9 protein-coding genes are annotated in these 13,299 nt (G+C 36.4%); 5 read left to right on the forward strand and 4 right to left on the reverse strand.

Features of this window, described 5'->3' with window-relative positions:
* Positions 1 to 8: 8 nt before the first annotated feature.
* Complete coding sequence (locus tag J3U71_RS08310; protein WP_267393739.1) at positions 9 to 1,841, reverse strand: beta-glucoside-specific PTS transporter subunit IIABC; 1,833 nt, start codon at positions 1,839 to 1,841, stop codon at positions 9 to 11.
* A 112-nt stretch (positions 1,842 to 1,953) separates the two neighbouring features.
* On the opposite strand from J3U71_RS08310, the gene J3U71_RS08315 reads away from it, so the two are divergent.
* The gene (locus J3U71_RS08315; protein WP_267393737.1) at positions 1,954 to 3,000 is read left to right on the forward strand and encodes an AraC family transcriptional regulator; all 1,047 of its coding nucleotides are present in this window, start codon (positions 1,954 to 1,956) and stop codon (positions 2,998 to 3,000) included.
* A 146-nt stretch (positions 3,001 to 3,146) separates the two neighbouring features.
* Here J3U71_RS08315 and J3U71_RS08320 read toward each other — a convergent pair whose 3' ends face one another.
* Positions 3,147 to 6,536: an SLAP domain-containing protein gene (locus J3U71_RS08320; protein ID WP_267393735.1), complete on the reverse strand. Its 3,390-nt coding sequence runs from the start codon at positions 6,534 to 6,536 to the stop codon at positions 3,147 to 3,149.
* A 427-nt stretch (positions 6,537 to 6,963) separates the two neighbouring features.
* On the reverse strand, positions 6,964 to 7,656 hold the full coding sequence (locus tag J3U71_RS08325) for a 2,3-diphosphoglycerate-dependent phosphoglycerate mutase (RefSeq protein WP_103752988.1): 693 nt from the start codon (positions 7,654 to 7,656) through the stop codon (positions 6,964 to 6,966).
* Between the two features lie 157 nt (positions 7,657 to 7,813).
* On the opposite strand from J3U71_RS08325, the gene J3U71_RS08330 reads away from it, so the two are divergent.
* The 4 genes from J3U71_RS08330 to J3U71_RS08345 all read left to right on the forward strand — a co-directional run bounded on the left by J3U71_RS08330 (position 7,814) and on the right by J3U71_RS08345 (position 11,378).
* Positions 7,814 to 8,617, forward strand: coding sequence for a hypothetical protein (locus tag J3U71_RS08330; protein ID WP_220268577.1), 804 nt, complete (start codon positions 7,814 to 7,816; stop codon positions 8,615 to 8,617).
* A 127-nt stretch (positions 8,618 to 8,744) separates the two neighbouring features.
* Positions 8,745 to 9,527, forward strand: coding sequence for a hypothetical protein (locus J3U71_RS08335; RefSeq protein WP_267393732.1), 783 nt, complete (start codon positions 8,745 to 8,747; stop codon positions 9,525 to 9,527).
* A gap of 62 nt (positions 9,528 to 9,589) precedes the next feature.
* A complete protein-coding gene (locus J3U71_RS08340; protein WP_267393730.1) occupies positions 9,590 to 10,381 on the forward strand; it encodes a hypothetical protein in 792 nt (263 codons plus the stop codon).
* Between the two features lie 28 nt (positions 10,382 to 10,409).
* Positions 10,410 to 11,378 (forward strand): Gfo/Idh/MocA family protein, encoded by a 969-nt coding sequence (locus tag J3U71_RS08345; RefSeq protein ID WP_267393728.1) that lies wholly within the window; start codon positions 10,410 to 10,412, stop codon positions 11,376 to 11,378.
* Between the two features lie 77 nt (positions 11,379 to 11,455).
* Here J3U71_RS08345 and J3U71_RS08350 read toward each other — a convergent pair whose 3' ends face one another.
* Positions 11,456 to 13,285, reverse strand: a complete 1,830-nt coding sequence (locus J3U71_RS08350) for a cation:proton antiporter family protein (RefSeq protein WP_267393726.1) — start codon at positions 13,283 to 13,285, stop codon at positions 11,456 to 11,458.
* Positions 13,286 to 13,299: the final 14 nt, after the last annotated feature.

Consider the following 13,299-nt stretch of genomic DNA (forward strand, 5'->3'; position numbering starts at 1 on the left):
AATTTCGCCTATCTAATTACTAATATTGGGTTGCTCAGATTATTTTCATTATGAATATTTGTGTCAATTTGCTTAAATTCAGCAGAATTAGTCACAATAACCATTGTTGTGGTATCATAACCTGCTTTTTTAACCTCATCCCATTGAACATTAGCAATCAGTTGTCTCTTTTTGACTTTGTCACCCTTTTTGACTGATATACTAAAATATTTTCCCTTCAGGTTGACCGTATCAATTCCCATATGGATAAGTAATTCGACTCCATTATCAGAAATCAGACCAACAGCATGTTTGGTGTCAAAAACTGTAGAAACTGTACCATTAATTGGAGACCGTACTTCGTCAGAATTAGGTATTACTGCAAATCCTGTCCCCATCGTACCACTGGAAAATACCGGATCGTTTACTTCCGTTAAACTTTCTACTTTACCTTTTACAGGGGAAATAATTCCGACATTGTTCAAAGTGATCTTAGCCGCTGATTTAGTTGGTATTGGTTCAACCTTATCATCTTTAGAGGTATAACCAAACATCATTACTAAAACAACAGTAATTATAATTGTTGCAAGGTCTGCAATAATGTAAGCCCAAAAACTAGAGTCTATTCCCTTAGGATTAATATATAAAGGTGCAGCAAAGATAGCATTTGAGCCAAATGCATATGTTCTGGCGTTCATTAAGGCCATAATGGCACCACCAACTCCACCACCAATAAAGGACATCGCAAATGCTTTTTTATATTTTAACGAGCAACCGTAAATTGCTGCTGCACCAGCTACTTCTTTGTTTTTCTTATTTTTAGCTTTTAAGAAAATTCCTAATGCAACTGCAAATTGTGCAAAAACAGTTACTCCTAGTATTGCGTTAATTGGATCTTGGTGCATCGTTGTAATATTATTCATTAAGATTGGGATAAACGCATAATGCAATCCAAATACGACCATTACTTGCCAAAATGCACCCAAAAGAATTCCAGCCAATACAGGTGCAAAATTATAGATACCAATAACTGCAACAGATAGCAGTTTAGACAAGTACGATAAAATCGGTCCTGCAATTAAAAAAGTGGGAATTGTTCCAACCAAATATGAAAATAGTGGAACTAAAATCACCTGGGCTGCTGGAGTAATATGCTTTTTCAGATAGTGCTCAGCAATCGAAGCCAGCCAAACTGCAAAAATTGCTGGAAAAAGTGATGATGTATAATTTGCTAAAATTACAGGAATACCAAACAAGTTCATTGCTGTTTTAGCGTTAAATGCGTTAACAATTGTTGGGTAAACAAGACTTGCTCCTATGCCTGCTCCAATAATTTGATTAGAATGAAAATGCTTAGCTGTTGTTATCCCAACAATAATTGGTAAAAAATAAAACATCGCATCAGCAATTGCATACATGATAATGTACGTAGGTCCTTTTTCACTTAACATATTTGTTGATGTCAGTAGTGCTAATAAACCCTTTAAAATACCAGCGACGGCAATAGCAGGAATGGCAGGGCTGACAATCGCAACAATTAATGCCATAAAACGATTAAACCAGTTTTTCTCAATTTTTGTTTTAACTTGGGAATTAGTATCTTGGCCATCCCCATTAATATCATACTTGGCCATAATTGCATCAAATACTTTACTAACTTGATTACCAATAACAACTTGATATTGGCCACCGCTTTTAACTACAGAAATGACGCCCTCCAATGCTTCAATTTCCTTAGTATTAGCTTTAGATTCATCAATTAAGTAAAACCGTAAACGGGTTACACAATGAATTAGACCCTTAATATTTTTAGTACCGCCAACCTCCATTACGATACTATCAGCTAGTTTTTGTGTATCCATATCTTTTTCACTCCTCTTTCAACTCACCTACATTGATTATAATAATTGGAAGCGCTACTATTAACTAGAGCATTAGTTAACTTTTAGTACAACAAAAGTTTAGGTGAGATATATGAAAATTGAAACTGCACTTTTTGAACTAAGCAAATCAGAATTGCACCATAAAAAACAGCATGACAAATCTAAAAGCTATTATGCACATATACCAAAAGTAACAATAAGGAATAACCAAGTTTACCTTTTTGCTTATGATGATTTGGTTACAAAATATGCTGACTTACTAAATTTAGCTTCTTTAAATGATAAACCAGCAATTATGTTGCAAAAGCATTCACGCTATTCTTATGTCCCATATCACATTCACGACTATATTGAGATAACATACGTCATGCACGGAAGTCTTGATGAAATTATTGAAGGAAAGAAATTTCACTTAACTACTGGTTCAATCGTATTTCTCAACACCCAGACAATTCACAAAATTGGGAAGACTACCAAAAAAGACATCGCAATTAATATTTTAATAAAAAAGGAATTTTTAAGTGACCAAATTATTAGTATTTTCCCCAGCCAAGCTCCTCTAGCAGCATTTTTTGTTAATTGCTTATCAATAGAAAATAATCAGCCAGACTTTTTTCTTGTTGAAAATTGTCATGATATCAAACCCATTATTTTAGAAATGATCAGAGAACAGTATGTTAACAAATCAAATAAAGAGGAAATACTTGATATGCTAATTAAAATATTTTTTCTAAGATTACTAAGAAGCAATTCATACAACATTTATAATTCAAATCAATCACAAATAAACAAGCTTTTAGATTATATAGCCGTGAATTTTAGAAATATTACTTTAAACGCATGTGCAAAGCATTTTAACTTTAATCCTAATTACTTATCAACCATGATTCATAACAAAACGGGTAAGACGTTTAAGCAACTAGTTTTAGAGAAAAAATTTAAATATATCAATTACATGTTATTAAGTTCGGATCTTCCTATTCAGGAAATTCTTGATAACGTAAATGTTTCTAATTCAACTTATTTTTATCAAAAGTTTAAGAAAAAAGAGAGTTGTACGCCAACCGAATATCGTCATTATTATAAAAAAATTCGTTCTACGAATGACGCAGATTTAAATTGGCTACTCAAAGAATAAGCTCTACCTAGTACACAGTTCTGAGCATACAAAAAGCACTAGACCAAAATGGCCTAGTGCTAGATATCACGTTCTCTTAGTAATACTTGATATTAAAATTATTTTTACTAATTCGAATTTTTTAAGCGTAATTACTTCTTAATTCATTAGATTTGATTGCATACAGTGATAACAGAATTTTGAGCTAATAAAAGATCGTTTGTAGTTGTAGCATCGTGAACATCACCGTTAGTACCGTCTTTTTGGTTACCTAAAGCTGCCTTAACTACAGCATCAATCTGGGCAAGTTTCTCTTCCTTATCAGAATCAGTTAGCAACCCATCATTCTTAATCTTATCCTTAGCTGCTTTAACTGCATTATTAATTGAATCAACAGTATATGCTTGTTGCTTAGCAAATGGTACTGCATCGTTAAGAGCACTTTGGAAATCTGTCTCTGCCTTGTCAAGCTCTGCTTGCGATCTAGCACTTGCAATTGCGTCTTTAGCATCTTTTACAGCTTTAGCAATTTTATCTGGTGCTGCCGTCTTAGCGTCACCATCATCCATGTTGGCAATAGACTTAGAAACAAAGTCTGACACTTGACTTACTAATTCACTAGAAGACAATTTCTTTCCTTCTAATTCACATTCCTTAGTAACTTGGTCTTTAATGGTATTAATTTCATCTTCTGACATAGCATCATGGATACTGCCTGCTGAGCCATCTTTTTGTTTACCCAATGCATCCTTAACGATAGCATTGATTCTATCAACAGCTGCTTGTTTATTTTCTGTTGATGCAGGCGAGCCAGTTACTGTGTGAATTGCATCGTCAGCTGCTTGATTAATTTCCTTAATAGCTGAATCCTTCTGCTCTTTTAATGAACTATCAGTCTTCCCTGCTTCGCAAGTAGCTAAAACCATATTTACGGCCGTAAAAATGTCACTCGTTGTTTTGGCTTCATGAACATCACCGCTAGTGCCATCTTGCTTTTCACCTAAAGCTACTTTAACAACAGTGTCAATTTTAGAAAGTGCTGCATCCTTTTCATCTTTTGATAGATTAGCATTATTATTGATTACTGTCTTAGCATCTTCAGCTGCTTTTTTAATTGTATCAACAGCATATTCTTGCTGCTTAGCAAATGGTACTGCATCGTTAAGTGCATTTTGGAAATCAGTTTCTGCTTTGTCAAGATCAGCTTGCGATTTAGCACTTGCAATTGCGTCTTTAGCTGTTTTAGCAGCTTTAGTAATTTTATCTGGTGCTGCTGTCTTAGCATCACCATCGTCCATCTTTGTAGCGGATTCAGAAGCAAAGTCTGACACTTGACTTACAAGTTCACTAGAAGTCAATTTATCTTCTTCTAATTTACATGCCTTGATAGCCTTATTCTTAATTACGCTAACTTCACTTCCAGATTTGGCATCATGGATATCACCTGTTGAGCCATCTTTTTGCTCACCCAATGCATTCTTAACAATAGCATTAATTCTATCGATAGCTGCTTGCTTATTTTCTGTTGATGCAGGCGTGTCTTTAACCGCTTGAATTGCATCATCAGCTGCTTGGTTAATTTCTTTGATAGCTGCTTCTTGTTGTTTCTTTAGTGAGTCACTAGTTTGTTTTACTCTGCAAGTAGCTAAAACAGTGTTTACGGCTGTAAAAATATCACTCGTTGTTTTGGCATCATGAACATCACCACTAGTGCCATCTTGCTTTTCACCTAAAGCTAATTTAACAACAGTGTCAATTTCAGAAAGTGTTGCATTCTTCTCATCTTCTGACATCCAATCATCGTTATTAATTTCGTCTTTAGCTGTTTTGACCGCATTATTAATTGTGTCAATAGCATATTCTTGCTGCTTAGCAAATGGTACTGCATCGTTAAGTGCATTTTGGAAATCTGCTTCTGCCTTATCAAGATCAGCTTGCGTTTTAGCTTTTGCAATTGCGTCTTTAGCAGCTGTTACAGCTTTAGCAATTTTATCCGGTGCTGCCGTCTTAGCATCACCGTCATCCATTTTGGCTACGGCATCCTTTACAAAATTGCCTTCCTGTTTTGCCAAGTCATTCGAAACTAACTTGTTTCCAGCTAATTCGCATTTTGCTGTTGCTTCGTCTTTGGTATTTTTAACGTCAGCTAAAGTCTTAGCATCATTAATCGAGCCACTCTTACCATCTTTTTGCTCACCTAAAGCAGCCTTAACAATATCTTCAATTTGATTGATGGCTGTTTCTTTTTCAGCATCTGTTAATGGACTACTCTTAACTAAGTTAACAGCATCATCTTGGGCTTCTTTAATGTCTTTGACAGCTGTATCCTTAGCATCTTGCAGATTCTTAGTAGCTTCATCATTTGCTTTATTTACTGCGTTGTTAATTGCATCAGTCGCATCTTTCTCGGCTGTTGTAACATCATCAGTAGTTTTAGCAGCGTCAACTGCACCAGTCTTTTCGTCGGTTGCTTTATCTAATAATTCAGTAATCTTATCGGTCACTGCTTTTTGTTGCTTATCTGTTAAGTTCTTATTATCGGCAATTTTATTTTTGGCTTCTGTAGCTGCATCTTTAATCTTACCAACAGCTTGATCCTTAGCGCCTTGCAGATTCTTATCAGCTAATGCGGTTGCATCTTTTACTGCTTTGTCAATTGCATCAGTTGCTGCATTCTCAGCTTTTGTAACACCATCAGTAGTTGTAGCAGCATTAACTGCACCACTCTTTTCGTCTTGACCGATTGCATCTGTTACTGCTTTGTCAATTGCATCGATCGCTGTTTTTTGTTGGGCCTTTGACAAATTCTTATTACCAGAAATTTTGTCTTGGGCTTCTTTAGCTGCAGCTTTAATCTTACCAGTAGCTGAATTCTTAGCTGGTTGCAAAGCAGGATCTACTGTAGGAATACTTGGACTTGTTGAGTTTGAGCCACCAGTACTAGGTACACTGGTTGAATTAGAATTATTAGCCGAAGCTGTGTTATTACCTGAATCAGGTTTATTATTTGGAGTTGTATTATTTTCATTTGGCTTTTCGACATCATTATCATCAATAGCCGGTTCCCTCTTAGCCAAAGCACTTGCTTTAATATAACCTAACTTAGTTGAGTAATACTTCTTACCCTTGATGGTTACTGCTGCACCATAAATTGTTACTTTTTGACCTTTAGAGATTTTACTGCTCTTTATAACTTTACCTTTACGAGTATATAAAACTGCCTTCTTAGCTGCTTTGCGGTTCCTGCCGTCAACATTTACGGCCTTGATATATTGGTTCTTGCCAATTTTATAGTAAACTTTGCCTTTTACAGTCTTCTTGCTTGAAACACTGACCTTTTTACCCACTTTAAGAACCGTACCGGTCTTGACCATTTTCTTGCCTTTTAATCTATAAATAGCAGAATTGGCACCAATTACCTTGGTCTTTTTAGCGGCACTAACCTCAACAGGCATATTATTTAAAACATTATTGGGCATCTGACCTAGCCCAACCGTTAATAATGCTGCACCCGATAGTGAAACAATTACTTTTTTATACGAATTGTTTTTATTCATTTTTTAAACCTTTCATTCATATTTTTATTACACACTTGCTTTTAACTACTGTTACTAAAAGCATTCTCATTAATCATAATGCTAAACCTCGATTTTTAGAACACTATATACAAAAAAAAAAAAAAATAATATAGTTTTAAAAGGATAGTGAATTATAATCAAGATAGTGTTCTTAAGCTAACATCGGCTAATTCATTTGATATTATCGTATCTAACTCATAGTTAATGCATTAATCATAATTAAAGTAATTGGCTTTAAATATTAAAATATTATTATATTAGGCATGTAAATATGCTGGCTTAAAATGTTTTTAGGAAATAACGAAAAGGTCAAGAACACAGGTACCGATAAAACCAATTCATGCAAAAAAGCCATTTTAGAATTTCTTCTAAAATGACTTTTTTATTTTAGTTATTAAACTTTAAATTAATCGTCTAACTTTTCTTTGTTAGTTACGTTTAATTTTTCATCGAAGGTGTAAACCACTGGTTCACCAGTCTTCATTTCCAAGTTCATAATGTCAGCATCAGAAATGTTTTCAATGTACTTGGTTAAAGCACGGAGTGAGTTACCGTGAGCAGCAATAATGACATTCTTGCCAGCTAATAAGTCTGGAGCAATATGATCTTCCCAGAATGGCATAACTCTTTCAAGACAAACCTTAAGGTTTTCTGTCCGTGGGATGATGTTCGGGTCAAGATCTGCGTAACGACGGTCATGTACTTGACTAAATTCTGAATCATCTTCAATTTTTGGTGGCAAAACATCGTATGAACGACGCCAAATGTGAACTTGTTCGTCACCATATTTGTCAGCAGTTGCCTTCTTATTCAAACCTTGCAAACCACCGTAATGACGTTCATTTAATCTCCAAGACTTAGTTTCTGGAACCCAGAGTTGATCGCTTTCTTCCAAAGCGAAGTGCAAAGTCTTAATCGCACGAGTTAAAACTGAGGTATAAGCTTGGTCAAATTTAAGACCGTGTTCCTTAATTAACTTACCTGCATTCTTTGCTTCTTCAACACCTTTTTCTGACAAGTCAACATCAATCCAACCAGTGAACTTGTTTTCAAGGTTCCATTCACTTTGTCCGTGACGGATTAAAACTAATTTCGACATGAAATATCTCCTTTGCAAATTAAAAGCTTCACTTACTATTTTACACATTTAGATTTTGTTTTCATAGGGTTTAAGATTAAAAATCATTTTTTTAATCTTTATTTTACGATACAATAGATAATATTATGACTATAAGGAAAGTGAATATCTAACCAAAATGAAATTTAAAAAATTATTGCTAAGTATGGGCGTTGTAGCGGCACTAATTTCCGGTGGTTGCTCTAAACAAAAAAAGCAAGCTGAACCTATTTTAACCAAAACCCAGGTGATTAAAAAAGCTCAGAAAACTTTTAAAAGTGGTCAGGCTAAGCAAGTTGTTAACCTTAGAACTGACACTTCCAGTCAGGTTGTGGCTTCAAACTTTACTTTCGGTGGCGACCCAACAGTTTTTCATTTAAATTATCAGACTGAAAATAATCAAAGTAAAAAGAATTCCCACAGCATGGATGAGTGGATTAGCAATACGGGAAATCTATATATCAACGGTCAAAGTACTTGGTATAAAGCAGAAGTTGCGAAAACAACCGGTCACACCTATGCAGACTTGCTTGATGCCATTCTTAATAACGAAATGTTAATGGATCCACCTTCTAAGCTCATTAACGCATATCAAATGAAGCGAAGCGGCAGAACCTACACGTTAACAGCTAAGATCACTGATAAAGAAGTGATGAAAGCAGCTGTTGCGCCAATTTTTCAGACCAATACACAAAGCCAGCAACAACAGAAAATTTACAATAAGTTAGCTAAAGCGGGTAAATTCCAAAACATGACCGTTAAGCTCGTAGTTAAGGGGAATAAACTTGCTACCTTCAAGTACAATGTCAACTTAAAGATTGGTAAGCTGATGAGATTAAGTGCCGGTCAAAGCTATGCCAATATTGGCAGCCGTGATTTCCTCAAGTTACCATCAAACGCTTTAAATGCTAAGCCTTTACCCAAAGCAAATAATAAAAAATGATTACGTACCAAGCATTATTTCACTATGAAATAATGCTTTTTTAGTAAAATTAAAACAATATTATTAAATATAGGGTAAAATGGTCCTTAAAATATAATTAAGTAAGATTAAACAAAGGAGTACTCCGATGAAAACAAAAAAGATGATCTCTTCGATATTACTGACTTTTACCTTATTTGCATGTAGTCTAAGTCAAGCTCAACCGGTCGCAGCCGCTATGACCAAAAAGCAGGCAGTTGCAATAATTAAAGAAAATAATAAAAAGCAAGACAGCGGAAAAATGCATTCAACCACAACTACTTTACTTAAAAATGACAAAACAGCAATAACGATTGATGGGTATTATAATAATACCAGCAAATTAGTAAACGAAAATGGGGCGATTAAATATGGCAATAAAAAAGACAAAGTAAATGTCTGGGTCGACGGTAAGAATAACCGCCTTTACAATTTTAATAAGAATAAATGGGAATATGAAACGGTGCCAGATGCTTATCAAACATTAATTAATGATCTTACGGGTCAAAAATCACTCGTTAATCTATCAAATTCAATTTTTAAAAATTTAGAAAAGAACGGTAAGTTAACACATAAAAAGGGCGTCTATCAATTAACCGGCTCGGTTAATGGTCAAAAATATGTCAAGCCCGTTATGCAAGTTATCTTGAAAAACGACATTAAAAACAAAGATATCAAATCTTTCACTAAGAACGTGAAAATTGGCAAGATCAAGCTAAACTTCACTTTAACCAATCAAAAAGTAGTCAGTGCACAAAGTAAGACTACCGCTAAACTTAAGAAAGGCCCAACAATCAAGATCAGCGAAACTTTTAGTCACTTTAACGAATACGGTAATTTAGCTTTGCCAGATGATGTTAAAAATGCTGTCCCAGTTAAAACCGACAAGTAGTTTATTAGCATATGCAACGAAGTTTTGACCTTAAAAGCAATCTTTTTATAAGGAGAAGAAAAATGAAAGTTAAAAAAATTATTTCTAGTGTTTTATTAACCTTTAGTTTATTGACTGGGGGCCTTACCCAAGCTAAGCCTGTTGCGGCTGCCCTAGATAAACAACAGGCGATCGACATCATTAAGCAAAATGACCAGACCAACGGTCAGCTTGATTTCACAGTATCTGTCGAGCCGCACCTGAAAAAAGGCAGGGCAATTCCTGCTACAGTATTTAGCCTTACCGGCGGTTTCAACCAAAATGTAGTCCACATGAGTGGTTATGTTCCGACTGCTTATGTTGGCAAGTCAAAAAAGATTGAATTTTGGGCAGATGAAAAGGAAAACCGACTTTACACATATATTGGCGATCAATGGGAATATCAACCTCTCAATAGCAGTCGAAATGACCAATTGACAAGTAACATTATTAAGACCAGCAACTTTGACCAATTACTCAAAAATGGTAAATTTAGTCAGCAAAATGGTACTTATACTCTAAAAACAGCAGCTAACGGCAATCAGGCATACAAAACTGGACTTAAACTGGCTCGCATAGCTAGCAGCGTGAAGTTTAGCAAAAAAGAACTGAACTACTTGAACAAGTACACTAAGCTAGGTACAATTTATGCCACCCATCGCCTGCAAGATGATCATCTAATTGACTCGAAGTCAAGCGTCAAATATGTCATAATTAAAGTGGCAACAGTCAAAATGACGTTTAAGGTTAGTCATTTCGGTGAATACGCTGATTTGGCCGTACCAAATGACGTTAAGAAAGCAGCTAAGCCTGCTGACATTGACGCAAATAAATAATTATTTTTATTAAGTGGGAGCTAATATTATGAAACTTGGGATTATCGGCAGTGGCAAAATTGTTCACGACTTTTTAACGACAGCGGATAAGATTGAGAACCTAGAATTAGCAGCAATTTCAACTACTAAACGAAGTCAGACAATCGCACGCGATCTAGCTAAGAAATACGATATCAAAGAAGTTTTTGCGGATAATAATCTTTTATTCCGCGACCCAAACGTCGATACCGTGTACGTAGCTGTGCCTAACTCGCTTCACTACGAAGTGGTTAAGCAAGCAATTGAGAATGGCAAAAATGTCATTTGTGAGAAGCCTTACGTGTCAACAGTGGCTGAGGCTAAGGAACTCAAAAAGATTGCTGATGAACACCACGTAATCATTGTCGAAGCAATTACCAATATTCATTTAGGCAACTTCCAGGCGATCAAAAAGACACTTAAAAAAATTGCCCCAATTCATATTATCGCGTTAAATTATACCCAATATTCCAGCCGCTATGATGACTTCTTAAAAGGCAAAATCGCCCCTGTCTTTGATCCTGCTAAGGATGGTGGGACGTTAATGGATCTGAATATCTACAACATTCATTTAGCCGTTGGTCTTTTTGGCAAACCCCAAGCGGTTCAATATTACCCAGTAATGCAAAAAGGGATTGATACATCCGGTATTCTAGCAATGATTTACAGCGACAAGCAGGCTACTCTAATTGCCTCTAAGGACTGCTACACTAATCCACGTTCCTTTATTGAAGGCGAAAACGGAACGATTTACTTTGATGGTTCAACTGGTGTGCTCGCTAACTTCACCGTTGACAATCGGGGTGGCGATACCGATAAGTTTAACTTTAATCAATACGAGCACCGGATGGCTAGCGAATTTGCGTCTTTCGTAGATATTATCGATCATCATGATGTGACAGAGGCTAATAAACTGTATGACCACAGCATGGCAGTAATGGATGTTTTAGCCCAGGCTAAAGCATCAGTTAAAAACTAAATACTGATAACATGTCCAACCAAAATAACCACCTTGAAGCGTGCAAGCTTTCAAGATGGTTATTTTTGCTTTTTAATTTATTTGCGACCGATTACCTTGCGCACCCGGTCAGCTGCCTGTGACTTGGCCGAAAAAATCAGTTCGTCGCCTTCTTCAATAACCGAATAACCATGCGGAACAAGCCATTCTTGCCCGCGGTGAATGCGATCGACCGTGATATCATGTGCCACATCCCAGTCGGCTAATTGCCGTCCCGTATAATGAATGTTGCGCACTACTACTGAATATAGTGCATTCTTGGTATCAGTTAAAACCCGGTAAACAGCAGGTGACTCAATCAATGCACGTAATAAAGCAGCACTGACATTGCCGAGATTAAAAATTTCGATTCCTTTTTCCGCCAATTGCGCCGCTTCCTCATTTGCCATTCGCTTCTGACAAACAATGATTCGCTTAAAGTCGCCTTTTTGCCGTGCTAATTTAGCTAAGCGCAAGTTTTCCTTATCTGACATTAATGCTGCAACAAAAATATTGCCGTTAAACGCACCATTTTGTTCTAATTTAGCTTCAGTTAGTTCGGGTAATAAATCCAAACTAGGAACACGACTTTTATACAGATTATAGTCTTCCTCATCACTAGTCATCATTTTGACCGAGTACCATTTATCATGTAAATCAAGTAAAACTGGAACGGTCAGAGCAGTTGCCCCGACAAGCACAACTTTTTCTTTAATCCGGTCTTCAGGCTGCAATTTAAAAATCGCATTGAAGATTACGGGACAAAAGATGCAGACAATAACCGCTGCCAGAATAAAGACATCAGATTGCAGCGAAGTAATGACCCGCAGTTTACGTGCTACTGCCAAGGTAGGCAAAACAATCGTAATTGTCGTTGCACTTAGGACACCGCCAGCTAGCCCATTACGATAACCAAATTTTTTAGCATAAATTAAAACAACCGGTAATTTGGCAATCAACAAGAAGACGACTAAGACGGGCAGTAATGTTAATGACCAGAGATGTGCCAGAAGAGACCGTAAATTGAGCTTAACTCCCGTCATAATAAAGAAAATAGGAATAAAGAAGCCATAGCCGATTGAAGTCAGCTTATCTTTCGTCTCATGACTTGGCTCTAGCAATTTCATCACTATCCCCGCCAAGAAGGCGCCCAAAATATTTTCCACGCCCACTTTTTCAGCCACCGTCACAAGCGCAAAAATCAGAAAGAATGCCAGTCGAATATCTAGCTGAGTCGTGTTTTTGGTAACGTCATTGAACCAGAGGTATAGCCGTTTAGAACGCCAGAGCAAAACAATCGCAGCCATGAACAGTAGAATGATCAACCACAACTGCTTGGTGTTGCCGCCATTGACAGCAGCATAAATAGTTAATAGCATCAAAGGAATTACTTCGCCTAAAACTGCGGTTAGTAAAATTGTCTGCCCAATTGGTCGGCGCAAAATATCCTTTTCCTTTAGTGTAGCAATCACAACTCCTAAAGCAATGGTCATAAAAATAATTGCCGCCAGTGCAACATCATTAAATAAACCAAACCACTTTAATAACCAACCTAAGAAGACAGCCACCACGCTAATACTTAAAAATGAGCCAACCGCAATCCGCATTGGATTAACTGCTTGCTTATTTTTCTTTTTGCCCTTATGTAGTTTTAATAAATTAAAATCGATTTCCATTCCGGACAAAAAGATTAACAGAATCACGCCTAGGTTCGATAAAAAGGATAAATCATGTGTCACTCCGACCACATTGAAGCCACTAGCTCCTAAAAGGATCCCCACGATAATTTCCGCAATTGCAGTTGGCACCGCGTTAACCCTTAACTTAGCCATTAACAGTGGCACAATTAGCGCAAATAAGATAACGAGAAATAAAGATAACTGAGCCATGCAAAGTTGCCCTC

The organism is Lactobacillus sp. B4015 (genome assembly GCF_026536055.1).
GTDB classification, from domain to species: domain Bacteria; phylum Bacillota; class Bacilli; order Lactobacillales; family Lactobacillaceae; genus Lactobacillus; species Lactobacillus panisapium.